The sequence below is a fragment of the Kordiimonas lipolytica genome, from assembly GCF_042651265.1.
Lineage (GTDB): Bacteria > Pseudomonadota > Alphaproteobacteria > Sphingomonadales > Kordiimonadaceae > Kordiimonas > Kordiimonas lipolytica.
In genome coordinates, this window is the sequence record NZ_JBHSCR010000033.1 from 1 (window position 1) to 25,669 (window position 25,669).

Sequence of the window (25,669 nt, forward strand, 5' to 3'; positions counted from 1 at the left end):
TGCTGATCGGCGGTGATGGTGCGGACACCTTCTTCTTCGGCAACAATCACGGCAATGATGTTGTGGACGATTTCGACACCGCGTTTGATACCCTCTATCTGGTGAACACAAATACGGACTTCACATCGATTGACGATGTTCTGGCTGCCAGCCAGGAAACAACAGCCGGCGGTGAAGACGGCGTCTTGATCGACACCGGAGATGGCTCTTCCGTGTTCCTGGTGGGACTAACCTTATCGGACCTCCAATCCGCCACGTTGGACCTCTAGCTGCATTCGGTTACTGTGGCGCTGGGGGAGCTTCGGCTCTCCCTTTTTCTATGTCCACTCCTGGCGAGAGAGCGACCACCAAAGTGGTCGCTCTGAGTGTCTGCTTTTAGATTTCCAGCTGCTCAGCAACTTCGAGGGCATCATCGACATCAATACCAAGATAGCGAACCGTACTTTCCAATTTCGAATACCCCAAGAGTAGCTGTACCGCCCTAAGGTTCTTGGTTTGCTTGTGGATGAGCGGAGCCTTGGTACGCCTGAGCGAGTGCGCTCCATAGCTGCTTGGGTCCAGTCCAATATCACTGATCCAGGCTTTCGTCGCCCTGGCATATTGACGCATTGAGGGGTGCCGAGTTCGATCGATCCGGCTGGGGGAAGAGATAGTCTGAATTCCCCAACCCAGACTTCGCGATCCACTTCAAAATGGATTCCCGAGCTTGGACTTGCTTCGAGATTTCAAATCGGACCGGATTACCTGTCTTTTGCTGCAGTACCATTGCGCGACGCTTCACCTCTGAGCCTTCGCAAACATCCGAGACCTTGAGCTTCACTAAATCACAGGCGCGCAACTTGCTGTCGATCGCTAGATTGAATAGAGCAAGATCACGAACCGCAGCCTTCAATTGCAGGCGAATGCGGATCGCCCCAATCTCCTTCAGTTTGAGAGGTGGCTTTTGCCCTATCAGTTTGCCTTTGTTCCAGGGCTGATGGGCATTTCCGTGATGAAAGAAGAGTTTCATGATCTGTCTCCTTTATGATCAGGAAACAGTCATTCTACTCCTATCAACCTAGCGCACTTTCTGGCCCTCTGCGGTCATTACTTCACCACCCAAATTGCATGCGAAGCCCAACAGTATGGCCGCTTTGGTGTGTGTCGCCGTCAGTGCTGAAATCCGTGGCACTGATCATGAGGCGCACGTTTTCTGTCACGTACCAGTTCAAGGACGCCGACCAGTTACGGCCATAGGTGCCCAAACCGCCAGCGCGCAGGTCGAGGCGGCTATAGCGGACGGCGACTTCCCAGGCGCCCATACTGCCTTCTGTCACCGGTCGTGAAGGCTGAAGGCCTTCAATTTCCCCGCCCCGGCGTCATAGGCCCGGTGTTCACCCGTCAGTACATAGCTTGCGGCAATGTGACCGCCGTCATAGCTGTGGGCCTCCCTGCCTTTCGTGCGAAGGCCGCCATATTCGGCGTCGAAAAGCCAGGGCCCGCTGGAGGTCGCAAGCTCAATGTTGGCATGGCGGTAATGGTCCGCCTCAACGAGGCCACTGGCAAACATCCTGCCGCCGTCAAGCCAGGCTTCCGGCCGGGCCGACAGGAACAGCAGATTGTCGTCTTCATCGCGGTAATAGGCCGACAGGCCCACATGCAGGAACGCCTCTTCCGCCAGAATGGGTGCATAGGTGGCACGCGCATGCAGGCCCCAGCCATTGGTGTCGGCGGTATCATCGTTGAGGTCATCAAACGACACGCCCGTCTGCACACTCCAATTGCCGCCACCGGTTTGAAGAAACACGCCAAGCTGGCCGCCAGTGCCCACCTCAAACGCGTTGGAGGCCAAGCTGCGTTCCGGCAGGCCGCCGACCGTCTCGCTCGTCGCCGCCGAAAGAGTATGATAGATCTTCAGATAGCCAAAAGAGAGCGCCATATTGTCGCCCAGGCGATAGCGTACAAAACTGTCATCCAGGCTGACATCCCCGCTTGATGACACCGCAAGTTCAACCTGCGTGTCCAGGCGCTCGGACAATCGCGCCTTTATCCCGGTTTTCAAAGCCCGCAGGCCATTGCCTGCCGACAGCTGTTGATTGTCGGCCGCATGGACATCCAGGGCATCCAGCTGCAGCAGGCCGAAAAAATCAATGTCGCCCGCAAAAACTGCCCCGCTTCCGCTGCAAAAGGCCACAAGCCCTCCAGCGAGGGTGCTTGCACACCACCGTCTTGTCATCATGAATTCCATCATATTGAGGGCCTGTCGGCCCGGTTGTCAGCTTCAGGAAACCTTCCGCAGGAATGTTTCAAGACAGTCGAAATAGGCTTCCGGTTCCTCGAAGAACGGCATGTGGGAGCTGTTCTTGAAAATCCGAACTTCCGAATTCGGAAGCGCATGGTGCATTTCCGCCGTGCCGGCCGGTGTCAGTTCGTCATACAAGCCGCTCAACAACAAGACGGGCACTGTGATCCGGTGCATGTCCGGTATGCGGTTCCAATCCTTCATATTGCCCGTGTAAGTGAATTCGTTCGGGCCCTGCATGGTCATATAAGGCCCCATGTTCCAGTCCTCGAGCGACCGGTTCACCGCTGCCGGCCATTCATCCAGCCGGCATACATGGCGGTAGTTCAGTATGGTGATGGCGGCCTGATATTCTGGATGGTCGAGTGTCCCCTCTGCCTCATGACGCTGCATCATGGCAACGGTTTCCGGCCCCAGGGCCTCGCGCAACCGGTTCAGTTCCCGCACAAGATGCGGGATGTTGCAATTGCCATTGGCAAGAATGAGGGACTTCAGCTTTTCCTGATGGGTCAGCGCATATTCCGTGCCCATCCAGGTCCCCCAGGACTGGCCAAGGAAATGAACCTTCCCCAGCTCTAGCACCTTCCTAACCTGTTCGGCTTCCGCCACATAGCGCTCCAGCGTCCACAGGCTCGCATCCTCCGGCCGGTCGGACTGGCCGCAGCCAAGCTGGTCCCACGCCACCACGCGAAAGCCCCGGTCCGCCATCACGCTGTGGCTATCGCGCACATAGTCGCACGGCAGGCCCGGCCCGCCATTGGCGCAGAACAGCACATCGTCGCCCGCGCCAAAACTGTAGGCCACCACATCATAGCCTTCCACAAGGCGGACACGGATTATATCGTCCGGTTTTCTCTCCGGCACTGACGTCTTAGGGTTGGCACTGGGCGCATTCATCGTCACCTCCACTGTTTACATATCTGAACCCAAATCGCCCGAACACGACACTGGCATTGGCCGCCGATTGCTGCTATAAATTATAGGCGATTAAATCTGTTAACAATATTGGCTACTATTTATCATATGGCAAGGAAAAACACAGCGGAAGCGGCAGAAATTGGCGTCGCACAGCAATTGCAGGCGGATATTCTGGGAGAATATTTCCGTCCGGGGGAGTGGCTTAAGCAGGCTGACATCGAAAATCGGTATAAAGCGAACCGATTCGAGGTAAGGATGGCGTTGTCCGCGCTGGCCGCCAAACACCTGATCGACCATGTCCCGAACCGCGGGTACAGGGTGATCAACCCGTCAGACCGTGAGCGGGCCGAACTCTATGAAGTGCGGACCATTCTGGAAACCGCTGCCGGGCGCCTCGCGGTGCAGAAATGCTCCGACGACGACGTGGCCGAGCTGAGCCAGATGGTGGAAGACTTTGAAGCCGCGATCGATACCGCCAGCCGGGCAGAACTGACCGACCTCAACATGGCCTTCCATAACAGGTTCTACTCAATAGGTGGCAACGACCTGTTGATCACTCAAATCCGGGAACTGCGGGATCGCGGCCTTCCCGGTCGGGAAGGCGGCTGGGAAACGGTTGCTGGCATGCGAGCCAGTAACGAGGATCACCGTCAGATGGTCGAAATGCTGCGCAGCCGGGACGGCGATGGATTGAACTATACCATCTATCGGCACCTCAATCGCTGGCGGGAATTCTCGAAGCCGGTAACGGACGAAAAGTCCTGAGCACTCTCAGGCGGGGGAAAGCTTCCCCGCCAACGCCCTCTGGAACAGGTCCGCCAATCCTTCCCGGCTGATCGGGCATGGGTTTCCCCCCATCGACGGATCTGCCTCTGCGGCTGCCGCAAGCGCGGGAATATCTTCTTCCCGAACACCAAGCACTTCGGCTGAGTTCGGGATATCAAACAGCGCCCGGAAGTCCATCACCCATTCATACACACTATCGAACCCGGGATTCTCCAAACCCAGAAAGGCCCCCAGCCGCGCCATTTTCTCCGCGATGGCAGGCCGGTTCCTCAGCATCACATAGGGCAGGAATACCGCGTTCGCTAGCCCATGATGCGCGCCATAGAAGGCCCCCACGGGATGGCTGAGCGCATGAACCGCACCAAGCCCCTTCTGGAAAGCGGTTGCCCCCATGCTGGCAGCCACCAGCATATGGGTGCGGGCCTCGATATGACCGGGTTCCGAATAGGCCACCGGCAGCCACGCCTTGATCAGCCGCATCCCTTCAAGCGCGATCCCATCTGCCATCGGATGATAGCCGGGGGCGCAATAGGCCTCGAAACAGTGGGTGAAGGCATCAAGTCCCGTCGCAGCCGTGAGACCTGCCGGCAGGCCAACCGTCAACTCAGGGTCTGACAACACCGCCACTGGCAGCATTGTCGGGTGAAAGATGATCTTCTTCTCATGGGTGTCCGGGAAGGTAATGACGGAAGCCCGCCCCACTTCGGACCCTGTACCGGCCGTTGTCGGCACGGCGATCACAGGCGCCACCCCGGCTTCGTTCACCCGCATCCAATTGTCGCCCGCGTCTTCAAAATCCCGCAGCGGGCGATCCTGCCCGGCATAAAGGGCGATCGCTTTCCCTGCATCAAGGCCACTTCCGCCCCCAAGCGCCACTACACCGTCATGCCCGCCGCTCCGAAACGCCACCGCCCCTTCTTCCACATTCGTGACCGTGGGGTTGCTGTCGACAGCATCAAAAAGCGCAGCTTGCACCCCCGCATCACCAAGTTGCCTCATGATCGCCACGGTGAACGGAAGGCTCGCGGTGCCTCTGTCCGTCACCACCAACGGCTTGGCTATGCCGAACTGCGCGCACAATGCCGCCAGTTCCCGCACGCGGCCCGCGCCGACGCGCACCGCCGTGGGATAGTTCCAGTTTGCTGAGAAATTTACCTGTTCCGATGTCATGGCAATAGGCCCTAAGAATATTTGAAGTTGAAAGATTTTGGCCGCGTCATGGCATCATAGCCATAGCGCGACAGGGTGCAGCCCTTGCCGGTATCCTTGACACCCACCCACGCCAGGGCAGGTTCAAGCGCGTCACACCGGTTCATGAACACGGTACCCACCTCAAGCTTGTCCGCAATCTTCAGGGAGGCCGCTTCATCACGGGACCAGATGCTGGCCGTCAGGCCATAAGGGCTGTCATTCATCAGGCCGATCGCCACCTCATCGCTTTCCACCGGCATGATGCCCACGACCGGCCCGAAGGTTTCCTCTGTCATGATGGACATGGAATGGTCCACATCCACCAGAATCTGGGGTGCCACATAAGGTGTTCCGGCCTTGGCCATGCCAAAGGCTGCCTCATCCACCAGCGGCGTCGCACCTGCGGCGATGGCTTTCGCAATTTCGCTCCTGATGTGACTGGCCGCGGCCACATTCACCACCGGCCCCAACGTGGTCGCCAGGTCCATCGGGTTGCCCAGACGATAGCCCTTCACAATAGCCGCGCAGGCCTCGACAAATTCCTGATACCGATGCGCCGCCACATAAATGCGTTCAATGCCGCAGCATGACTGACCCGAATTGAACATGGCACCATCCACCAGCCCTTCGGCCGCAGCCTGGATGTCTGCGTCTGCGCGCACATAGGCCGCGTCCTTGCCGCCCAACTCCAGCCCCATGCTGAGGAACCGGCCAGCCGCCGCTGTTTCCATTTCCTTGCCGCCCGCGACAGAGCCGGTGAAGGCGACATGATGGATGTTGGTCTCTCGAACAACGGCAGTTGTTGTCTCACGGCTCAGATGCAGGCACTGGAACAGGCCCGCAGGCAGGCCTGCCGCCTCGAAAGCCTCCGCGAACCGCTCGCCAATCAATGGGGTCTGCGCTGACGGCTTCAGCACCACCGCGTTCCCTGCGGCGAGCGCCGGGATGATGACATTCACAGCCGTCAGATACGGATAGTTCCAGGGACTGATAACCAGCACCACCCCAAGGGGTGCCCGGCGGATGAAATGATGCTGCCCTTCAGGGGCCTGGCGCGGCAGGTCGGCCAGCGCCTCCTCTGCAATGGAGAGCATATAGCGCGCACGGGTGGCCATGCCGGCAATCTCACCCGGTGTCTGGCTGATGGGTCGCCCCATCTGCAATGTGATCTCGCGCGCCAGGTCATCGGTGTGGGCCACCATATGGTCCACAGCCCTGCCAAGCAGCGTCACCCGGTCTTTCACCGGCACATCCGCCCACACGGCTTGCACGGCACCGGCTTTATCAATACAGGCAAATGCCTGATCGTTCTCAACATAGGGCCGCTCGACAACGATCTGGCCATCAATGGGGGAAACGGTTTTTACTGACATACTACTGACCCACACCTAGATAATTTCGAAATATCGATTGAGTTCCCAATCGGTGACATGCTTGCGGAATTCACGCTCCTCCCACTCCCGCGTGGCGGCAAAATGGTCGACAAAGGCATCACCGAACCAGTCGCGCGCCGCCTCGCTTGCCCGCAAGCGCTGGGCCGCGTCCCACAGCGTCAGCGGCAACTTGTGCTCGTCGCCCACTGAGATGTCATAGGCATTGCCTGTCTTCGGTTCGCCGGCGTCGCGACCATTCTCTATCCCCCACAAGCCGGAAGCGATGGCCGCCGCAAGTGCCAGATACGGGTTGGCGTCCGCCGCAGAAATCCGGTATTCGACCCGCTGGCTTTTCTTGCTGCCCGGGATCACCCGCAGGGCGCAGGTGCGGTTTTCCACTCCCCAGGTAGATGTGGTGGGTGCCCAGAAGCCGGGGATCATCCGCCTGTAGGCATTGATGGTGGGGGCAATCATCGCCAGTATTTCCGGCATCATATCGCGCTGGCCGGCAACGAACTGGCGCATGACCGGGCTCATCCGGTACTCAGCCTTCTCGTCAAAGAACGCCGACTGGTCACCCTTCCATAAAGACAAATGCATATGGCCGCTCTGGCCGGGCCACTGCTGGCAGCTTTTCGCCATGAAAGTGGCCATCTTGCCGTGAGCACGGGCCACTACCTTGGCCATCAACTTGAAAAGCGCCGCATTGTCTGCGGCCGCCAGGCCGTCATTCACAGTGAGCGCGGCTTCCAGGACGCCGGCGCCGGTTTCCTCGTGCAGCCCCTCAATCCGAATGCCCATATCCGCCGCGCCTTTCAGAAGCGCCTGATAGAAGGCTGCATGCTCGCACGAGCGCAGCGCCGAATAGCCAAAGGCCCCGGGCGAAATGGGTTTCAGATTGCGAAACCCCTTTTCCCGCGCGCTTTCCGGCGATTCATCGAATACGAAAAACTCATATTCGATGCCCGCCTTGACGGTATAACCCATGTTTTCGGCACGCTTCAGCACGCGTTGCAGCAGATTTCGTGGGCAGATTTCGGCCGCCTTGCCGGTAAACTCCGCCAGAAAGAAGGGCGTCCCGCCTTCTGCCTCAAGCGTCCGGTAGCTTTCGGGCACAATGCGGGCCTGTGCGTCTGGGTAACCGGTATGCCATCCGGTGAAAGATACATTGTCATACAGCTGGTCGTTCATGTCCCAGCCCATCACCACGTCACAAAAACCGAACCCACCGTCGAGTGCCGAGAGGAATTTGTCAGCCGACAGATATTTGCCCCGAAGGATACCATCGATATCGAACAGCCCAATCTTCACATGACGGTCCCTGTTCTCGGATATCAGGTCCCTGACCTCTGCCAAGCTTAACATTCTGCACACTCCGTAATTCAAAGCTTTAAAATAGTAGCCAATTTATACGCCAATTAAATGAGGCCCGCAACAGCTAACTGAACACTGGGAAACACCAAGGTAATCGCTACAGCTGGAAATTGGTGATACTGGCATCAAAACGGCCGTAGCCGTCATAGTCGAGCAGGTCATACAACTGCTCACGCGTCTGCATATCCGGGATAACGCCTTCCTGGCTACCGTCCCGCGCAAGAACATCAAGGCCCCGCTCCATGGCCGCCATGGCGAGACGCAACAGGGTGACCGGATAGATCATCATATTGTACCCCAGATTGCGCAATTGATCGAGCGACAGCAAGGGCGACTTTCCAAACTCGGTCATGTTTGCCAGAAGCGGTACATCGATTGCCGCCCGAAATGCCTCAAACTCTGCCTCATTCGCCAGCGCCTCCGGAAAGACCGCGTCGGCACCCGCATCCACATAGGCCCTCGCCCGCTCGGTAGCGGCATCAAGCCCTTCAAGGGCGCGGGCGTCAGTGCGTGCCATCAACAGAAAACTATCATCGGCGCGTATCTCGCGCGCGGCGCGGATTTTGCGGCACATATCCTCCACGGGCACCAGTTCCTTGTTGTCAAGGTGCCCGCACCGCTTGGGCAGGCGCTGGTCTTCAAGATGGCAGCCCGCGAGCCCGGCCGCCTCAAGCGCCGCCACCGTGCGCGCCACATTGACGGGTTCGCCAAAGCCAGTATCCGCATCCACAAGTGTGGGTAATGCTGTTGCGGCCGATATGGCACCGCTGGCGCCGATCACCTCTGTCGCGGTGGTGAGGCCGATATCCGGCAGCGCCTGCTGGGCGGAAAGTACAGCCCCCGACACATAGCAGCCATCAAATCCTTTCCGTTCAATAAGCTTTGCACACAGGGGCGAAATCGCACCCGGAAACCGCAGCATCTTGCCTGATGCCAGTCCTGCACGAAAGGTCTGGCGCTTTGCCGCCACACTGACGAATGCCTGTTGCATCAGAATATCGCCTCGTTGGTGATCTGGAGCAGATCATGGGACGACAGCTCTGGCACCAGCGCATCCAGCTCCCCTGCCGTCAGGTCATTCAATCTTGCCGCAGATGCCAGAAACAGGTCCTGAGCACCGACAGTCAGTATCCCGCCTGTAAGGCTCCTGAATTTACCGATATATTCCGGTCGGCCATATGGCGCGGCACCAGCAGGATGCGCGTCGGCGACTGCCAGTTCGTCCTCGATCAGGCTGCCGTTTTTCATCAGGATTTCCACACGCCCACCAAAGGCGCGCTCACGCGGGTCTGCCGCATGGTAACGCGCGGTCCAGCCTGCATCCTCAACGGTTGAGATCTTTTGCCACAGGCGCCCGGTCTCGGGCCTCGCCGCCCGGGCGGGCAAATAGGATCTCTCGTGATGCCAGCATCCGTCCTCAAGCGCGACGGCAAAGATATACATGATGGAATGGTCCAGCGTTTCGCGGCTGGCCAGCGGGTCCATCTTCTGCGGGTCCCCGGCTCCCGTGCCGATCACATGATGGGTATGGTGGCTGGTATGGATGGCAATCGATGCAACCTCTTCCAGATCGACGATCCGAGCGCGCATCCGCAGGGCCAGATCGATCAGCGCCTGGCTTTGATATTCCGCCGAATACGCCTTCGTGTAACTTTCAAGAATGGAGCGGGCGGGCGCGCCTTCTTTCGGCAATTGTACCGTATACTCATGCCCTGCCCCGCCAAGCAGCCGGGCGATGATGCTGTCCTCGCCCTCATAAATGGGCGACGGCGATGTTTGCCCTCGCATGGCGCGGTCCACGGCTTCAACGGCCAGCTTGGCGGCATGGGCTGGTGCATAGGCCTTCCAGCTGGAAATCTGTCCCTTGCGGGACTGCCGGGTGCTACAGGACACATGCACCGCATGCTGCACTGCCTGATAGATCACCTCCCGGCCAAGCCCCAGAAGGGCGCCGATCCCCACAGCAACCGACGCGCCCAGATGGGCGACATGATCGATTTTGTGGGCATGCAGGCAGATGCCGCGGGTCAGGGCGATCTGAACCTCATAGGCCACCGCAATGGCGCGTAACAAGCTTCGTCCCGACGCACCGCACTGCTGCGCCACAGCCAGAAGCGTCGGGATATTGTCGGCCGGATGGGAATAGTCCGCCGCCAGATAGGTATCGTGGAAATCCAGCTCCCGCACCGCAACGGAATTGGCCCAGGCTGCCCAGGACGCATCAACCCGCACCATGGGCGATACACCGAAAAGTGTCGCACCACCAGCGCGCGGGAACGCGAGAGCCTGGGCCCGCGCGGCGGCCACTGGCGTGCGGTTCAGGGCGGCAACGGCCACCCCGGCATTATCGATCAGGCGGTTGATCACCATATCTGCCACAGCGTCATCCGGCTGCGGGGCGAAGGCCACACCCGCCAGCTTCCAGGCAAGTTCGTCGTGCCTCGGGTGCTGTTCATGCGCGGCCCAGGTGCGGACCGTGTGAAGCGCTGGTGTCATGCCCCCACCGCCTCCAGACGCTGGCGGGCACTATCCAGCCCGGCCTGCAGGCCCGCCTTCAGCGCGCCGTGCTCGTTGGTTACCACCATCATGCTGGCGCCGTGGTCACAGGCAAAGCGTTGTTCAGCTTCCGACCAGGCAGGAAAAATCCAAGGTTTGCCAGCCGCCCTGGCAGCCGCCGCAATGCGGACAATGTCTGCAAAATCCGCTGGTGATTGTTCGTATGCCGGCCGGCCCCGTGACAGGGCGAGATCTGTCGGGCCAACAAACAGGCCGTCCACCGTGGGCAGGGCCGCGATGGCCTCCACATCCTCCAGGGCACCCGCGGTTTCGATCATGACATAACAGGGCTTGCGCGTGTCCTCGACCCGATAGAAGGACGCGGACGCGGGCCTGTACCCGAACACTCGTCCACCAGACGCCCCCCGGCACCCCAGCGGCGGATATTTCGCATAGGCCGTCACATCGCGGGCGTGTCCATAGTCCCGCACCTGGGGGATCAGCACGGCCGCCGCGCCCCGGTCGAGCGCTTCCATCACAAAACGGCCCTCGGGCGCCCCGGCTTTTACAACCGGCAGCACGCCCAGGGCAGCCGCGAACCCAACCAGGGCGTCAAGAGCCGTCGGGTCAAAAATACCATGCTCCAGATCGAACACTGCAAAATCAGCCCGCAGGTCCTTGGCCATTTCGATCACCGCCGTGTTGGCGGTCGCGAGCCACACCCCCAGCTTCATACTGTACCTCTTTTGAGTTGCTCACCGCCTGCAACCCGAACATTGGGGCGCACGTTTCGGTATGTCAGGTCTGCCGGGCTGGCTGTGTTCAACCCTGGCGATTTCACAATGATGGTGCCGCGTGCGATCCCGTCGAAATCCGCGCGGTAATGGACCGAACTTTTCAGTGCCAGAATTCCGGCCTCGGCGGGCTCAACGCCCACATGGCGGAACATGGCCTGATCGGCCGCCTGCTGCCGGACGCTGGAAAGCACCACCCGCACCCCGCCGACTTCAAGGCAGGCCATGGGGCCAAGAGCGAAACTGCACCCTTTGTAAAAGGGGCCGGTCCCAGCGAAATTACCGCTACCGAGCGCCATCACCCTGGCCCGCCCCCGCAGGGGCAGTTCCTGCCCCGGGCAGGATTTTGCCCCAATAGATGCCACGAACGCGCCACCCACCCCCACCTTGTGGGCCTGCAATGCCGTTTCGGGGTCATACAGCACGCCCATCACGGCCCTGCGGCACCCCCCTTCGATCATGGCCCGCAACAGGCCCACCGTATCCCCCGCTGCACCGCCGCCCGGATTGTCCTGCGTGTCGATCAGCAGGAGGGGACCATGCCCATGCCTCCCCTCCTGCGCTGCCGCCACGGCCTCGCGCGGCGACATCGTCTGAAGCGTGAATTCCTTTTCACGCGCGGCCAGAAGCCCGGCAGACTGGTGCGCCACGGCCTCGGCCAGTTTTCTATCGGGCGCATAAGTCACAATCGCAGGCCCGGTCTCGAACGCATCAGCCAGCGGAAAACCCGCGGCAAATTCGATCCTGGCGCCTGTATCCCTTTCCAGTTTCCGCAGGCCAGCCATCAGGGCGGCAACGGGGCCATCCAGTGTAGCCTGCGTGCCAAGTGGCAATAGAAATGGTATTGGCTGCAAAATCTTTTCCGGTCGGCTTCCCTCAAGCAGCCCTGCCAGATACCCCGCCGCCCGCCGCCCGGTATCTGCTATATCCACATGGGGGTAGGTGCGGTAGAGCGCCAGCATATCTGCCGCAGCCACCATGTGCTCAGAGATATTGGCGTGGAAATCAAGGACTGCGACAATCGGCACGTCCGGTCCTACCAGCGCGCGCACCCGGCCCAGCAACACACCATCGGCATCCGTCTCCGTTTCCGAAACCATGGCACCGTGAAGGTCCAGGAACACGGCATCCACCGGCATGGCCAGCTCAAGACGCGCCAAGAGATCAGTCGATATGCTATCATAAGCGCCCCCTTCCACCACGCCGGAGGGACCGGCGGAACACCAGAGGAGCGGCGTAATCTCCCAGGCTTTCTCCTGGGCGGCCTTCAGAAAACCGGCCATCGCAATATTCGACTGTCCAAAGGCAGCAAGCATTGCTTCCCCAACAACCATTCCCGGCCAGGCATCCGCAGCCTCAAAGGCCGACAGGCCTGTCAGCCCCGGCGCGAAACTGTTGGTTTCATGCAGAAAGCCTGCAACAGCCACCTTGGTCATGCGCCACACCGCCCGTTGACAGGGTCCTGCATGGCAGTGGGGGCGGGCGGTTCGAACCTGCGGTCATGGTTCAGGCTCATGATTGACGACCGCGCCCGAGTAACCTCATCCAGATCGATGGCGCCCATGGAAACACCAACCTCGGTCCCGGCATCGGCAATAACCCGCCCCCAGGGATCGACGATCAGGGAATGGCCATAGCTATGCCGGGTACCATAATGATGCCCGGTTTGTGCCGGGGCGATGACGAAACAGCCATTCTCGATGGCGCGCGCCCGCAAAAGGGAATGCCAGTGCGCTTCGCCCGTGGCTTGCATGAAAGCGGCAGGCACCGACAGAATGGTCGCTCCCGCCTTGGCAAGGCTGCGATACAGGTGCGGGAAACGCACATCATAGCAGATGCTCATACCCATCACCGCGCCAAACAGCGACACCAGCTTGGCCCTGGTACCGGGACGATACAGGTCGGACTCGCGTGACATTTTCTGTCCCGGCACCTTGGCGTCAAACATATGAATCTTGTCATAGTGGCTGACAAGATCACCCTTGGGGTTAACCAGTAGCGACCGGTTTACCATGAGGCCATTTTCATCCCTGGCCGTCAGCGAGCCGATCAGCATCCAGACCCTGTGGCGCTCCGCCCTGCTCTGCAGCATCCTGAAGGCACTATGATCGTCCAACGGCTTGGCATGCGCCTTCATCGCGTCATTGTCGTCGCTCAGAAACTCACATGCTTCGGGCAACGCCACGGTGTCGGCACCGCGATGTACGGCCTCATGGATCAGGTCATCCAGGCAGGCCAGATTGCCCTGAAGGTCGTCGGTGGCACAATTCTGGATACAGGCAACATTGATGATATGGACCATCGCGACCTCCTATTCCTAAGCGGGGAAAGCAATGCAATCTTCAGGGGTGAAACTGATATCCACTTGGCTTCCCTCAAGATTTTGCTCCGCCTCCATGCGCAGTTCGGTACCGCAGACATCCAGAATATACTGGAACCGCGCGCCCAGGTAATCGCGGTCACGAATTGATGCGGTAAGCGCATTGCTGCCATCTGGCACACCACTGCCATTCACAAGACGAATATTTTCAGGTCGCACTGCTACACGCACCGCCTTGCCTTTCATGACTCCAGGGCGGGCCTTGGCCCGAATAGACACTCCTTCTGCAAGTGAAATGCTGACGGCCCCATCCGCGCCGTCGCCTGCGAACCCGTCAATGAAGTTGCTGGCGCCGATAAAGTCGGCCACGAAGGGCGAAACCGGCCTGCTGTAGATTTCCTCGGGCGTACCCAATTGCACCAGCTTGCCCCCCTCCATCACCGCAATGCGGTCGCTCAGCGTCAGGGCCTCGATCTGGTCGTGGGTGACATAGATGGTTGTCAGGCCAAGGCGCCCCTGCAGTTCCTTGAGCCAGCGGCGGGCCCGAATCCGCAACTTGGCATCCAGGTTTGAAAGCGGTTCATCCAGCAGCATCAAGCGCGGTTCATAAACCAGTGTGCGGGCCAATGCCACGCGCTGCTGCTGGCCACCAGACAGTTCGTGCGGATACCGGTCCTGATAGGTTTCCATCTCCACGAGCGCCAACGCGTCAGTGATGCGCTTCTGCTGTTCGGATTTACCGATTTTCCGAATTTCCAGCGGAAAGGCCAGATTGTCGCGGACCGTCATATGCGGCCACAAAGCGTAAGACTGGAACACCAGGCCGCAATTGCGTTTCTCAGGCGGCATCATGGCCTGCTGTTTGCCGTCGTAAAACACTACATCATCCACCAGAATGCGCCCGCTTGTGGGCCGGTCAAGGCCCGCGACAGCAAACAGGGTGGTTGACTTGCCGCATCCGGATGGCCCCAGAAGCGTCAGGAATTCCCCGTCTTCAACCGTGATGCTGACATTGTCAACGGCTTTCACGGCGCCGAAATGCTTGCACAGGTTATCAATAATCAGCTTACCCATAAGCTTTCACTCCCAACAGTTTGCGGGCAAAGACCACAAAAGTGATTGTTAAAATGATTTGGATGACCGCCAGCGCGGCTACCGGGCCACTGTCGCCATTGACCCAGAATTGCAGCATCGTGGTGCCCAGGATTTCGCTGCCGGGCGCAAACAGGAAGGCTGCAGACGCATATTCCTTCAGGAAGGACAGGAACAGGAGGACATAAGCCCCGAAAAGCGCCGGGCGGAGAAGCGGCAGAATGATCTTGCGCTGGGTGCTCCACCAATCTGCCCCCACGGTACGCGAGCTTTGGTCCAGATCCTTCGACAGCTGCATCAGCGCCGGTGAAATGGCCCCGAAAGCCGTGGGGATCGTGCGCATGGTGAAGGCCAGGATCAGGATCCAGATGGTGCCGTGAAGCGGCCCGAGGAAAGGGAACAGCAGCATGCCCCAGAAGAAGCCGATGCCCGCGACAATGCCTGGCACAGCCCGCGGATAAAGGGCGACATACTCGAGCACCTTCCGGAACCGGAAACCCGATCGATGAATGATCACCGTGATCAGGCTGACAAAGCCCACGGCAAACGCAGCGCCAATCCCGGCCACCAACAGGCTGTTGGTGATTGACCGCTGATAGGCGTCATATTCGAAAATCAGCGCGAAATTATCGAGGGTCAGCAACTCCCATGGCGCCAGAAGCGGTGTCAGGAAAGTGGTGAAGGCCCTGAGCCCAAGCCCGCCAACGGTCACGAAAAGCGTCAGCCCGAAATAGACCGCCAGCACGGCGGAGACCGCCCAGCGGTAGCGCCCAAGGTCGAATATCTTCGGGCGCGTGGCCTTGCCTTTCACCGTGACAAACCGGCCGGCCTTTTTCAAAAGTTTGGACTGCAGATAGATCAGGATACTGATCATTACCAAGAGGAAACAGGCGGCCGCGCCGATCAGGCCATAGTCTGGATTGGAACCACTGTATCCCTGCGTATAGAGAAAGGTGGTGAAGAAGTCCTTGCCTACCGGCGTCCCCAGAATGAGCGGCACGGACAGCATTTCAAGGCACCCGATGAAATTCAGCATGGCGCTATAGGTAATGGCGGGACGCAACAAAGGCACCGTGACCCGGCGCAACACCGTAAAGGGCCCGGCGCCAACAGTTCTGGCAGCGTCTTCAAGCGACGCATCGGCCCGCGCCACCGAGGACGCACAGAAAAGATGCACCAACGGCGCTTGCGCTGCACCCGCCACGATGGCCATGCCGGCCATTGTATACAGATCCCACGGCTTGCCACCGATCCAGCCCTCGACCAGCAGCGTCACATAGCCCGAAGGCCCATACATCATGAACCAGCCAAAGGCCAAAACCAGATGAGACACATACATGGGCCACAAGACCACTTCACCGAAAAACTTTTTGCCCGGTATGTTGGTACGACCGATGAACACAGCGGTGGACACGCCGATAATACCCGCGATGACGGTTGTCACCGCCGACAGGACCACCGAGTTCTTGAAAGCTTCATAGAATTTGGGGTTGGCGAACAAGCGGCTGAAATTATCCAGCGTCAGGATCGCCTGCCCGTCATAGATGGGTTTGTCGAGCATCGCCTGATACATGATGGGCACAAGGGGTACCGCCACCAGTATCAGCGCAATAACCGCGACAGAATACTGGATCAGTTTCGCCCTGGAAAAAACCACACCGAACGGCTGTTCTTCAGATACTGCTGCATTTTGCATAACATACTCTCCGTTGGGCCGATGCTTTCAGGTTTGCATCGGCCAACGTGGTTGAACCTCAGTTTTTGATGCGGAAAGCCTGCTTCCAACGGGCGAGAAATACATCACGCTGCTCATAGGCTTCGGGGTCATATTCCACATGGATGATATTCTCCTCGCCGATCTCATCGACGATCCCTCCATAAGAAAGATATGGCACTTCATCCTTCCCGACGTCCGGGCGATACGGCGTCAGCCCGCCTTTGCCAACGGCCACCTGGCCATCATGCGAAAGGATATAATCCAGCATCAGGCGCGCCGAATTCGGGCTTTCCGCCCCCGTTGTCACCCCCATGCCGCGATGGAAAACAGGGGTACCGTCCTCGATCAGGCTCCATCCCATAATCTTGTCGCGGCCCGCCTGGTTCATCCGCTGGAACACTGTGATACCGGAGACAAAATAGCCCGCTACATATTCACCGCTCGTCACCTTCTCCACCATCACGGCACCACCACTTTCGGACCGCGTGAGGCTGCCCAGGTCGTCGAAAAGCGGCCAGGCCGCATCCCCAAACGCCTTCGTCACTGACCAGTGAATATCATAGGCGAAGGAATGGCTGGTGGCGTTATAAGTTGTCACCTTATCGCGATACCGACCACCTTCTTCCGTCAACTCCCGGATATCGGCCAGGCTGTCGGGCGCATCCTTCAAAAGCAGCTTGTTATGAATGATCACCATCGGATCTGCAGAGATCGTGTAAAGCCCTGGCAGCGGCCGGCTCCACTCCGGCATCTTTTCGACTTCAGGTGACGAGTACTGCGCCAACCCGCCTTTCGCAGCGAACCGGTACCAGCCGTCAGGCGCACCGGTCACGATCAGGTCTGCCGTCCGCTTGCCTACAGAGCTTTCCGAATAGTAGCGCTCGAAGCTTGTGGATGGCCCCAGGTCAATGCTCTCGATCTTGATCCAGGGATATTTTTTCGAGAAGCCCACAAAGATATCCCGCCAATTATATTCTGCGATATTCGAATAGATCAGAAGACTGCCCTCGGACCTGGAAGCCTCCACCATCGCCTCATAGTCTGCCGGGTAATAGTCGGGCACATCTGCCGCGCCGGCCCCTGCCAGGGAAAGCCCACACACCAACACAGACGCTATAAACGCCGTTCTCAAACTCCCAAGCTCCACAATTTCCTCCTAAGAATGACTCAATATCAAAATAGTAGCCAATTTATGCGCCACACGCAACAGATTTCTTCCTGGGGCGCCGCCGCAGCCAGAGAAGCCCGCCAACGACAGGCAACACGGACAGCGCCAGCCCCACCACCAGCGTGACCAGTTGCCCGAACACCCCCATTGCCTTCCCGGTATGCAGCGGATACATCCAGCCAAGCAGCTTCTGGGCAGCAGTCGCGTCCTGCGCCATCCTCGGACTGGCCCGCCCTTTCGCTGACACAGCGATACTGTCGGCAGCCAACGGCCAGGGCGCCTTCTTTGAAGCGTAGATCAGCCGGTAGCCGCCAGCCGGCGTCATGCGGATTTCCTTTAACGGACCACACGCAGCGCATTCGAATGCCTCATCAACCTGGACGGGCCCGCGCGGCCCCACCGGCAACACAGGCGCGCTGCCGCCCGCCATGGCACGGACCGCCATTGTCCCACCGGTCAGCACCGCCAACACAAGAAACGGCGCCGAACAAATACCAATGATCCTATGCACATCGTACCAGCGGCGCACGGGTGGTGACCGCCACTTGACCTTCAGGCCCTGCTTATGGCGGAGCGGCCACCAGAAATAGAGCCCCGAGACAACAAAACCCATAAGCAGGAAAGCCTGAAAGACCAGCACCCAGCGCCCTGCACCACTCCACCAAAGGCCCTCGTGCCATTCAAACAGCCACTGCAGCGCCCCATGGAGCGGCAACCCGGCCACGGCCAGGACGTCATGCTTTCTCCACACGGCCACAAAACGGGGATCGCTGCTGTCCGCCAACCGGACAGCCAAAGGGTCGCCCAGTTCAGCCGCGACATAAACCCGCTCAGGCCTTGCCCCTGGAAAGGCATCAAGCACAGCGGCGACCGCGTCATTCACACCCATTTCCGCACTGGCCGCAGGGTGCCGTGAAAGCTCCCACGCCTGCAGTTGCGGGCGGAAGCTCAACAGCACGCCAGACCCCGCCTGTGCCATCAGCAACATGCCAAAGGCCAGGCCCAGCCACTTGTGAAACTTATAAATCGTCCGACGCATTTGCCTGCACTCTCCACTCAAGAAAGGGGTGCCCACCCCAATTATAATCGAGGTGGGCACGGGGAGGGGCCCTCATGTCGAGGGTGGGGGTAGAGGAACCGCCTTAGTAACTGATGCGATACCGGATCGATGCCGTGGCACCAGGAGCCTTGGAATAGCGGTCATCCCGCTGCGCTGTTTCGGAGATATGCGTGAAATAGTCGGTATTCAGCGCATTATTAACCCCAATAATCAGCGTACCTGGCCCCACTTCGCCTGAAACGCTCACATCCAGCAGGAACCAGTCATTCACATCGCCTTCCCAGAAGGCCGTGCTGCCCGGGAATTTCTTCCTCGACCCGGAATAGAGGCCCTGCACGCGCACGCTCCACGTATCGGCAAAATCATGCTCCACATAACCTGTGATCTTGCGTGGCGGGATACGGCGATGCTGGATATAGCGTTCGAACGTGCCGTCCAGATCGCGGTCTTCCTTGCCCTCAAGCCAGGTATAGCTGCCACCAACCCGCCAGGTGTCGGAAAGATCCGCATTGAAGGTAAATTCGATGCCATACACTTCATCAGCCGTCCGTTGCTCGATCACATTGTTGGCCGGGTTGTTCGGGTCGGGGCTAAAGGTCAGCGCATTCGTGGATGTGGTGTAGAACACCGCAAGCTCGGTCGAGAAATTCTCGAAATGCGTCCGCACACCACCTTCATAGCTATCGATCAGGTTGGGTTCCGGATCCAGGATCACAACATTCACATCCACCGGGTATGACCGCAGTACACGACCAACGCTCGCCACCTCGAAGCCCTGCGAGAAGCCACCAAACAGGCTCACCGTATCGGAAACATCATAGGTCAGGCCGATATTCACCGGCGTTGCGGAATACTCAAGCGTGCCGCCGGTAATTTCCGCCAACGTGAACAGCGATGTGAAATCCTCAATCGTCAGGTCAGCTTTTTCATGGCGGACCCCCGCAGTCAGCGTGAGCTTATCAAAGAGCGGCATGAACAACTGACCAAACACAGCACGGCTTTTCAGAACCTGGGTGGGTGCAAACTCACGACCATCAACAAGACCGGTGACCGTGTCATCATGCAGATAGTCCGCCCCCCACAACAGCTCGGCACCATCCGACAGGAAATCAAGCGGCGTGCGCAGGTCAAGGCGGAAGCCATATTTTTTGGATTCAGTGTCAGACTGGGCTGACGCCTTGTCCGTCAGCGGGAAACGGTTCGGGTTATAGTCGAACACGCTTTTCGACCGCTGATAATATCCCTGAAGCGTCAACCCCGTGCCCATGATATCGTCATGAGTATAGGTCAGCGTGCCGACAAGGTTGCTGTGAAACTGGTCAGCTTCCTCGATCTCCGTGCCATCCTTGGGAATGGCTGTCGCCTTGATACCTTCAGACACGTCCCCAGCGAGCAACGTGTAATCGGTGTCCTGCTTCTGGCGATATTTGTTGATGCTGGCCTCAAGGCGCTGATCTTCGGCAAAATCGAAACCAATCTTGCCATAAAGGCTATAGATGTCGGAATCCGCGAGGCCGCTGAAGCCATTTGGAATAGGCGCGATCCGGTCGCCGTCGGCATCAAAGAAGCCGCCAACTTTTTCATAGTAGCCAGACGCCACATAATCGATGCTGTCACCCCCGCCGCTCATGGACTGGCGGATGGAAGGACGGAACCCGTTGCCAAGGTCAGTCAGGGAAAATTGCGTCCCTACTTCCGTTGTGAAAGTGCTTTCGCCCTTCCTGCCTGGCCCGGTGATATAGTTGATGAAGCCGGCCCCGGCACTGTTGCCATAGAGAGCGGACGAACCACGCACCACTTCAATGCGCTGAATGACGGCCGGATCAATCAGGCGCAGCTCGCGGCCAACATCATTGAGTGTCGGCGTGATTGGCACGCCGTCAATGAAGACCACCGGCTTGCGGCCGCGCAGGCTGGTGGTGAAGTTGGCGGGCGACGCAGAGCTCGTCCCCATACCCGGCACCAACTGCCCCAGAATTGCCTCAAGGTCTGTCGTCACGGCAAGCTGCTTACCAAGCTCTTCCTCGCCAATAATAGTAACCGACCCCGGCATGGATTCAATGGATGCCGGCAAACGTGAGCCGGAGATAACAATCTCCTCCATCAACGCCCCGTCGGACGCCCCGGCATCCTGTGCCGAAACGGCAGCGGGCAGCCCCACAACTGAAATGGCGATCACCGATGCAGACCTCATCAGCTTTTCACCTGACAGACAAAACATGTCTCTTCTCCCTAAAGAACAATTTATAAATTCCCAAGCACGCATGAAAGCGGTTCCTCGTAACTGATTTATAAAATAGTAGCCATTTTCGTAGCCTTTTTCAACGCCAAATTGGTGCCACACCTGAAAATTGCGACCGTGCAAAAAATTATGTATATTTTTCATGTAGTTAATTTACATAAAAATCAAAGAAATCTGCGATATATTGCTTCCATCGACACTAATTTTCCCTCAAATCGGCCCGAATGACGTAAAATATTCTTGATTTTATAGCCATTATTGGCGACTATTTTTATGAGGCTCGAATCAAGGGCTACTGTTCAGTGTTATATTCTTTATTGGGGAGTTACCGGCTGTGCCTGGTCAGACGACAGAATACAATTATCAATTATCCGGTTACTATCTGGGGGCGTCGACCACCATCGCCTGCCAACATGACCAACGCTTTTCATTCTGCACCTACGCCCCCCGGTCGATCCTCAAGGACGGTCCTGAGGGATATCGTTTGCTGGTCGCTGTCCACAGCAGTGACCGGGACTATCAGGACATCCGCATGCAGTTCGCGGATCTCGCAGAAAAAGAGAAGCTGATCGTCCTTGCCCCCCTGTTCCCCTCGGGCATCGCCGACCGCCAGGACAATGACAATTATAAATATATCGCCTACCGCGATATCCGCTTCGACCTGCTGCTCTTGCAGATGATCGAGGAAGCCGCCACGCTCTATGGCATCAATGTGGACAGGTTCGCGCTGTTTGGCTTCTCTGGCGGCGCCCATTTTGCCCACCGCTTCTTCTATCTGCACCCTGACCGGCTGTCCGCTGTCTCGATCGCGGCACCCGGTTCCGTGACCATCCTGGATCAGGGCCAGGACTGGTGGGTCGGCACCCGCAATATGGAAGACTTGTTTGGCAAGTCTCTGGATTTGGCCGCCATGAGACAGGTGCCTGCACAGCTTCTCGTCGGCCGCGAAGACACAAACACCGATGCCATCACCCATCGCCCCGGTCGCGGCAAATGGATGCCCGGCGCCAATGACGCCGGCGTCACCCGGATCGACCGGCTGCATACGCTCTATAAAAACTGGCAGGCCCAAGACCTGGCCGTATCCCTTGAGGAAATTCCAGGTGCCGGCCACGACTGCCGACCCCTCGTCGCCCCTGCCGTCAGGTTCTTCGCCGAACATATGCGCGGAGAAAACGGCCAGCCACTCGTGGCCGGAAAGCACCCTTAGATCGTCCCTTCGCCTGCGCGGGCAATCAATCGGCTAGTTGCCAGCAAGCCCCCGCTCAGCCTCTTCAATCAAGGCGAATTCTTCCTCTGGCGCATGGGCCACCAGCCTGTGCCGGCTCACCAGCATGAAATAGAGGACCATGATGACATAGAAGCCTGCGGCATATTGAATGACCACGGGGTTCACCAGCACACCGGCCAACAAAGCCAGCACGGCAAGAACAAGGGCTAAACCAGATGTAAAGGTGCCCCCGGGCGTCCGGTAGGGCCGCGCCATGTCGGGCTCCTTGATCCGCAGGACAATATGTGCGGCCATCATCAGCACATAGGATATGGACGCCCCGAACACCGCGATCAGGATCAGAAGATCTCCTTCCCCGGTGAGCGACAGCAGAAAACCGAGCGTGCCGGGGATGACCAGGGCATAATGGGGGGTCTTGCGCTTCGATGTCAGCGACAGGAAGCGCGGGATATACCCCGCCCGCGACAAGGCGAACACCTGACGCGAGTAGGCAAATATGATGGAAAAGAAGCTGGCCGTCAGCCCGGCCAGCCCTGTGATATTGACAATGGTACCAACCATTGTTGGACCGCCATAGGCCGCCGGGCTTTCCAAGGCGGCGATAAGAGGATCACCGGCGGTTGAAATCGCCGCGGCCCCACCGCCACCAGGCGCCAACACCAACATCAGGGCCGCGAGAACAAGCAGAACCAGCATGGCGCCGATCATGCCCTTTGGCATGTTGCGCGCCGGGTCCCGGGTTTCTTCCGCCGCTAAGGGCACGCCCTCGACGGCCAGAAAGAACCACATACCAAAGGGGATCGCCGCCCAGATGCCCAAAACGCCAAATGGCAGGAAACTACTGGTACCCGCGTCGCCTGTGGGCACGATATCGAACAGGTTGGATACTTGGAAATGCGGCACCATGGCGACAATGAAAACTATCAACGCCGCAACCGCAAGCGCCGTGATGACAAACATCAACTTCAGCGCTTCCCCAACGCCGTATAGATGAACACCGACAAAAAGAAGGTAAAAAGCAAGGGAGACCGGCCATCCGGAAAGACCCATCAGGCTGTCCAGATAGGCCCCCACGAAGACAGCAATGGCAGCGGGTGCCACAGCATATTCAAGCAAGATGGCCGTGCCGGTCAGAAATCCCCCGAGCGGGCCGAACGCGCGCCGGGCAAAGCCATAGCCCCCACCTGCGGCAGGTATTGTGGCTGAAAGTTCAGCCAGGGAGAAAACCATCGAAGTATACATGACGGCCATCAGGGCCGTGGCAAGCAAAAGCCCACCCCAGCCACCCTGCGCCAGACCAAAATTCCAGCCCGCGAAATCGCCGGAGATGACATAGGCGACGCCAAGGCCAACCAGCAGCGGCCAGCCCGCCGTTCCGGCACGCAGCTGTCGTTTCGCGAGATACGCTTCCCCTGAAATGTCCTTTTCAACCGCCATGCCATCCTCCCCTCTACCAAGCTCGCCCGCCGCACAATGTAGCAAATTCTCAGCCACAGGCCACGCCTTGTTGCAACACCCGATGAGACCTTCCAGGGGCTCCCCCCCCCTTGCCCCGCTGAAGACAGACCGCATGTCGTGTGGTTCCTCAAAGCGAAACAGGCATGACCACATCTGGCGAGTAGGGGACCTTCGATCTCGAAATCTGAGTGTCTGCTATCTGACGAACAACGTCCCTTGCGCATCACGACGGTTATGGTGCCCTTACCCAAGGAAGTGAAAGGGAATAAGATCTCGCACTACGTGCCCAAAGTCCATATGTTTGTAACAATATAGGATCTTGCTTTAGGCACTATATCTTGACCTGTAAAATAGAGGACATGATGAGCAAATATGAACAAGCACGCATTGATGCGAGACGGATGCTGCTAAATCAGTTGTTGGAAATCGATGTCATCACAGATGAGGAAATTGATGATGACAAAGATGACCATACAGGTATTAGCCTGACAATATTGAGACTGAGCAGAATGACAAAAGCAGAGCGTGCATTCAATGCAAGCTCAGAAGGCCAAGCCGATGCGGCGAACGCAGACAAATTCCTTTATGGTAATGACGGATTGCCTAGCTAAGGTTCCGTGCCTTCAATCCACATCTACTAAGGCGGGCACTGGTAACCTCATGCACCAAAGGCTGCCTTGCTTCCCACTAAAGGCAGTATTCGGCCAGAAGGGGACGTTCGATAGGTGCGCTTGAGGGCAAGCTTAACTTGAACCCCTTAGATTGTTATCCTTGCACTTATGCGATAGTCTCTTGCAAAGCCACCATTCTTCAGACCAAGGATATCAGCGTGCATATCGAGAAATTGGTTATACGAAATTTCAAGAAATTCCAGAATGCCACTTTTGAATTCAACAGCGATACCAACATCATCGTAGGAGACAACGACAGCGGTAAAAGCACGCTCCTTGAAGCGATCGAGGCTTGCATGAACTGTACGATTCATGGTCGCCCACTTGCAGGTGAATTAACTGCTGAGTTTTTTAACAATCAAACGGTTCAGGCATTTCTGGATAGTAACGAGGACCAAAAGACTGCCGACAAATTACCCGAGGTCCTCATAGAGGCCTACCTGGCAGATGCTCCTGAAGAGCTAAGGGGAACCAACAACAGTTTAAACGAGAATTGCACAGGTATATTCGTCAAAATTGGCATTAGCCCAGAACTGGAACCGACCTATGGGAGATTACTCGCAGACGGAAAAGTCAATTCTCTTCCTACCGAGTTTTACTCAGTTGAGTGGTTTGACTTCGCATGGAGAAAGCTCAACAAATTTGTAAATCCCGCGAAGATCTTGTGCGTTGAACCTGATAGGTTGCACCCAACATTCGGCAAGAACAAATATATCAATAACATTCTCAATGAGACCCTAAACGAGGCATCTAGATCAACACTCAATTTTGCGTATCGCCAAACCAAAACTCAATTTGATGCTGATGCTGAGGTCGTCCGAATAAACGCGGCGCTAGACAATGATCACATGATCACATCCAAAAGCCTCAAGATTACTACTGACGTGAAATCCAATTCAACTTGGGAAAGTAACCTACACCTAGCCGTGGACGATGTACCCTTTGCCCACATCGGGAAAGGCGAACAATGTCAAATTCAGATCAAGCTAGCACTTCACAATAATGCAGATACTCTGGACCTTGTGTTGATCGAGGAGCCCGAAAACCATTTGTCGCACATGAGTCTGAATAAATTGATTAGTTACGTTGAACTACACCATGCAGGCAAGCAGCTATTCCTTACCACACACAATTCCTATGTTTTAAATAAGCTGAGCATGGATAAGCTCTGCTTGATAGGGGCAAATTATACAAGGCTAAAAGACTTAGATGCAGGAACAATCAAACGCATTAAGCGTTTGCCAGGGTATGACACTCTTCGAATTGTATTGGCTCAAAAAGCAATACTCGTTGAAGGCCCTTCTGACGAACTTATCGTCAAAAAGCTATTCAAAGATAAGCATGGTAAACTACCAGAAGAGATGGGGATTGATGTCATTGTAGTAAGTGGACTTGGCTTCAAGAACTACCTCAACTGAACCGCCCCGGGATTGCCGGAGGCTCCAACTTCTGAGTAAAAGGAGCCATTATGAGCAAGACCACGAACAAATTTTCACC

Annotated in this window: 21 protein-coding genes and 2 pseudogenes; 5 read left to right on the plus strand and 18 right to left on the minus strand. The window is 57.6% G+C overall.

The annotated features are described in order from the left end of the window. Positions 1–269: pseudogene (locus tag ACFO5Q_RS17075) on the plus strand (hypothetical protein); the annotation flags it as partial. Between the two features lie 106 nt (positions 270–375). On the opposite strand, the pseudogene ACFO5Q_RS17080 reads toward ACFO5Q_RS17075, so the two are convergent. The 4 genes and pseudogenes from ACFO5Q_RS17080 to ACFO5Q_RS17095 all read right to left on the minus strand — a co-directional run bounded on the left by ACFO5Q_RS17080 (position 376) and on the right by ACFO5Q_RS17095 (position 3,178). Further along, positions 376–1,009 (minus strand): annotated as a pseudogene (locus ACFO5Q_RS17080) (tyrosine-type recombinase/integrase). Between the two features lie 82 nt (positions 1,010–1,091). Beyond that, entirely contained in the window at positions 1,092–1,301 is a 210-nt protein-coding gene (locus tag ACFO5Q_RS17085) for a porin (RefSeq protein ID WP_068147186.1), read from the minus strand. Positions 1,302–1,312: 11 nt separating this feature from the next. Further along, the gene (locus tag ACFO5Q_RS17090) at positions 1,313–2,218 is read right to left on the minus strand and encodes a porin (RefSeq protein ID WP_197421034.1); all 906 of its coding nucleotides are present in this window, start codon (positions 2,216–2,218) and stop codon (positions 1,313–1,315) included. Positions 2,219–2,260: 42 nt separating this feature from the next. After that, positions 2,261–3,178, minus strand: coding sequence for a proline iminopeptidase-family hydrolase (locus ACFO5Q_RS17095; RefSeq protein ID WP_068147180.1), 918 nt, complete (start codon positions 3,176–3,178; stop codon positions 2,261–2,263). A gap of 126 nt (positions 3,179–3,304) precedes the next feature. On the opposite strand from ACFO5Q_RS17095, the gene ACFO5Q_RS17100 reads away from it, so the two are divergent. Next, a complete protein-coding gene (locus ACFO5Q_RS17100) occupies positions 3,305–3,964 on the plus strand; it encodes a GntR family transcriptional regulator (protein ID WP_068147179.1) in 660 nt (219 codons plus the stop codon). Positions 3,965–3,970: 6 nt separating this feature from the next. Here the strand turns inward: ACFO5Q_RS17100 and ACFO5Q_RS17105 are convergent, their stop codons facing one another. The 13 genes from ACFO5Q_RS17105 to ACFO5Q_RS17165 all read right to left on the minus strand — a co-directional run bounded on the left by ACFO5Q_RS17105 (position 3,971) and on the right by ACFO5Q_RS17165 (position 20,791). Next, positions 3,971–5,155: an iron-containing alcohol dehydrogenase gene (locus tag ACFO5Q_RS17105; protein ID WP_068147178.1), complete on the minus strand. Its 1,185-nt coding sequence runs from the start codon at positions 5,153–5,155 to the stop codon at positions 3,971–3,973. Between the two features lie 11 nt (positions 5,156–5,166). Continuing rightward, on the minus strand, positions 5,167–6,549 hold the full coding sequence (locus ACFO5Q_RS17110; protein ID WP_068147192.1) for an aldehyde dehydrogenase family protein: 1,383 nt from the start codon (positions 6,547–6,549) through the stop codon (positions 5,167–5,169). A gap of 15 nt (positions 6,550–6,564) precedes the next feature. Continuing rightward, complete coding sequence (locus ACFO5Q_RS17115) at positions 6,565–7,914, minus strand: glutamine synthetase family protein (protein WP_068147175.1); 1,350 nt, start codon at positions 7,912–7,914, stop codon at positions 6,565–6,567. Between the two features lie 106 nt (positions 7,915–8,020). Further along, positions 8,021–8,914: a methylisocitrate lyase gene (gene prpB / locus ACFO5Q_RS17120; protein WP_068147172.1), complete on the minus strand. Its 894-nt coding sequence runs from the start codon at positions 8,912–8,914 to the stop codon at positions 8,021–8,023. After that, positions 8,914–10,419: an MmgE/PrpD family protein gene (locus ACFO5Q_RS17125; protein WP_068147167.1), complete on the minus strand. Its 1,506-nt coding sequence runs from the start codon at positions 10,417–10,419 to the stop codon at positions 8,914–8,916. The genes prpB and ACFO5Q_RS17125 overlap by 1 nt, the downstream gene beginning before the upstream one ends. Then, positions 10,416–11,153: an aldolase/citrate lyase family protein gene (locus ACFO5Q_RS17130; protein WP_068147164.1), complete on the minus strand. Its 738-nt coding sequence runs from the start codon at positions 11,151–11,153 to the stop codon at positions 10,416–10,418. Before ACFO5Q_RS17130 ends, ACFO5Q_RS17125 begins: the two co-directional genes overlap by 4 nt. Beyond that, positions 11,150–12,649, minus strand: a complete 1,500-nt coding sequence (locus ACFO5Q_RS17135) for a M81 family metallopeptidase (RefSeq protein ID WP_068147162.1) — start codon at positions 12,647–12,649, stop codon at positions 11,150–11,152. The genes ACFO5Q_RS17130 and ACFO5Q_RS17135 overlap by 4 nt, the downstream gene beginning before the upstream one ends. Further along, a complete protein-coding gene (locus ACFO5Q_RS17140; RefSeq protein ID WP_068147159.1) occupies positions 12,646–13,515 on the minus strand; it encodes a carbon-nitrogen hydrolase family protein in 870 nt (289 codons plus the stop codon). The genes ACFO5Q_RS17135 and ACFO5Q_RS17140 overlap by 4 nt, the downstream gene beginning before the upstream one ends. A 15-nt stretch (positions 13,516–13,530) precedes the next feature. After that, positions 13,531–14,607, minus strand: a complete 1,077-nt coding sequence (locus ACFO5Q_RS17145; RefSeq protein ID WP_068147156.1) for an ABC transporter ATP-binding protein — start codon at positions 14,605–14,607, stop codon at positions 13,531–13,533. Beyond that, a complete protein-coding gene (locus tag ACFO5Q_RS17150) occupies positions 14,600–16,321 on the minus strand; it encodes an ABC transporter permease (protein ID WP_068147153.1) in 1,722 nt (573 codons plus the stop codon). The genes ACFO5Q_RS17145 and ACFO5Q_RS17150 overlap by 8 nt, the downstream gene beginning before the upstream one ends. 58 nt (positions 16,322–16,379) lie before the next feature. Continuing rightward, the gene (locus ACFO5Q_RS17155; RefSeq protein ID WP_380084440.1) at positions 16,380–17,474 is read right to left on the minus strand and encodes an ABC transporter substrate-binding protein; all 1,095 of its coding nucleotides are present in this window, start codon (positions 17,472–17,474) and stop codon (positions 16,380–16,382) included. 58 nt (positions 17,475–17,532) lie between these two features. After that, positions 17,533–18,549, minus strand: coding sequence for a PepSY-associated TM helix domain-containing protein (locus tag ACFO5Q_RS17160; protein WP_068147146.1), 1,017 nt, complete (start codon positions 18,547–18,549; stop codon positions 17,533–17,535). A gap of 103 nt (positions 18,550–18,652) precedes the next feature. Beyond that, a complete protein-coding gene (locus ACFO5Q_RS17165; RefSeq protein ID WP_068147143.1) occupies positions 18,653–20,791 on the minus strand; it encodes a TonB-dependent receptor in 2,139 nt (712 codons plus the stop codon). 355 nt (positions 20,792–21,146) lie between these two features. Here ACFO5Q_RS17165 and ACFO5Q_RS17170 point away from each other — a divergent pair, with 355 nt between their 5' ends. Continuing rightward, positions 21,147–22,022, plus strand: a complete 876-nt coding sequence (locus tag ACFO5Q_RS17170; RefSeq protein WP_068147141.1) for a hypothetical protein — start codon at positions 21,147–21,149, stop codon at positions 22,020–22,022. Between the two features lie 33 nt (positions 22,023–22,055). Here the strand turns inward: ACFO5Q_RS17170 and eat are convergent, their stop codons facing one another. After that, on the minus strand, positions 22,056–23,480 hold the full coding sequence (eat, locus tag ACFO5Q_RS17175) for an ethanolamine permease (protein ID WP_068147139.1): 1,425 nt from the start codon (positions 23,478–23,480) through the stop codon (positions 22,056–22,058). Positions 23,481–23,863: 383 nt separating this feature from the next. On the opposite strand from eat, the gene ACFO5Q_RS17180 reads away from it, so the two are divergent. Together ACFO5Q_RS17180 and ACFO5Q_RS17185 are read left to right on the plus strand one after the other, a co-directional pair. Further along, complete coding sequence (locus tag ACFO5Q_RS17180) at positions 23,864–24,112, plus strand: hypothetical protein (RefSeq protein ID WP_068147138.1); 249 nt, start codon at positions 23,864–23,866, stop codon at positions 24,110–24,112. A gap of 218 nt (positions 24,113–24,330) precedes the next feature. Next, complete coding sequence (locus ACFO5Q_RS17185; protein ID WP_197421032.1) at positions 24,331–25,590, plus strand: ATP-dependent nuclease; 1,260 nt, start codon at positions 24,331–24,333, stop codon at positions 25,588–25,590. Positions 25,591–25,669: the final 79 nt, after the last annotated feature.

What these genes read in the sequence shown, in the direction of transcription:
- ACFO5Q_RS17085 (WP_068147186.1), bottom strand. Translation starts at nt 1,301, where the DNA reads ATGGGCGCCTGGGAAGTCGCCGTCCGCTATAGCCGCCTCGACCTGCGC.
- ACFO5Q_RS17090 (WP_197421034.1), bottom strand. Translation starts at nt 2,218, where the DNA reads ATGATGACAAGACGGTGGTGTGCAAGCACCCTCGCTGGAGGGCTTGTG.
- ACFO5Q_RS17095 (WP_068147180.1), bottom strand. Translation starts at nt 3,178, where the DNA reads ATGAATGCGCCCAGTGCCAACCCTAAGACGTCAGTGCCGGAGAGAAAA.
- ACFO5Q_RS17100 (WP_068147179.1), top strand. Translation starts at nt 3,305, where the DNA reads ATGGCAAGGAAAAACACAGCGGAAGCGGCAGAAATTGGCGTCGCACAG.
- ACFO5Q_RS17105 (WP_068147178.1), bottom strand. Translation starts at nt 5,155, where the DNA reads ATGACATCGGAACAGGTAAATTTCTCAGCAAACTGGAACTATCCCACG.
- ACFO5Q_RS17110 (WP_068147192.1), bottom strand. Translation starts at nt 6,549, where the DNA reads ATGTCAGTAAAAACCGTTTCCCCCATTGATGGCCAGATCGTTGTCGAG.
- ACFO5Q_RS17115 (WP_068147175.1), bottom strand. Translation starts at nt 7,914, where the DNA reads ATGTTAAGCTTGGCAGAGGTCAGGGACCTGATATCCGAGAACAGGGAC.
- prpB (WP_068147172.1), bottom strand. Translation starts at nt 8,914, where the DNA reads ATGCAACAGGCATTCGTCAGTGTGGCGGCAAAGCGCCAGACCTTTCGT.
- ACFO5Q_RS17125 (WP_068147167.1), bottom strand. Translation starts at nt 10,419, where the DNA reads ATGACACCAGCGCTTCACACGGTCCGCACCTGGGCCGCGCATGAACAG.
- ACFO5Q_RS17130 (WP_068147164.1), bottom strand. Translation starts at nt 11,153, where the DNA reads ATGAAGCTGGGGGTGTGGCTCGCGACCGCCAACACGGCGGTGATCGAA.
- ACFO5Q_RS17135 (WP_068147162.1), bottom strand. Translation starts at nt 12,649, where the DNA reads ATGACCAAGGTGGCTGTTGCAGGCTTTCTGCATGAAACCAACAGTTTC.
- ACFO5Q_RS17140 (WP_068147159.1), bottom strand. Translation starts at nt 13,515, where the DNA reads ATGGTCCATATCATCAATGTTGCCTGTATCCAGAATTGTGCCACCGAC.
- ACFO5Q_RS17145 (WP_068147156.1), bottom strand. Translation starts at nt 14,607, where the DNA reads ATGGGTAAGCTGATTATTGATAACCTGTGCAAGCATTTCGGCGCCGTG.
- ACFO5Q_RS17150 (WP_068147153.1), bottom strand. Translation starts at nt 16,321, where the DNA reads ATGCAAAATGCAGCAGTATCTGAAGAACAGCCGTTCGGTGTGGTTTTT.
- ACFO5Q_RS17160 (WP_068147146.1), bottom strand. Translation starts at nt 18,549, where the DNA reads ATGCGTCGGACGATTTATAAGTTTCACAAGTGGCTGGGCCTGGCCTTT.
- ACFO5Q_RS17165 (WP_068147143.1), bottom strand. Translation starts at nt 20,791, where the DNA reads ATGTTTTGTCTGTCAGGTGAAAAGCTGATGAGGTCTGCATCGGTGATC.
- eat (WP_068147139.1), bottom strand. Translation starts at nt 23,480, where the DNA reads ATGGCGGTTGAAAAGGACATTTCAGGGGAAGCGTATCTCGCGAAACGA.
- ACFO5Q_RS17180 (WP_068147138.1), top strand. Translation starts at nt 23,864, where the DNA reads ATGAGCAAATATGAACAAGCACGCATTGATGCGAGACGGATGCTGCTA.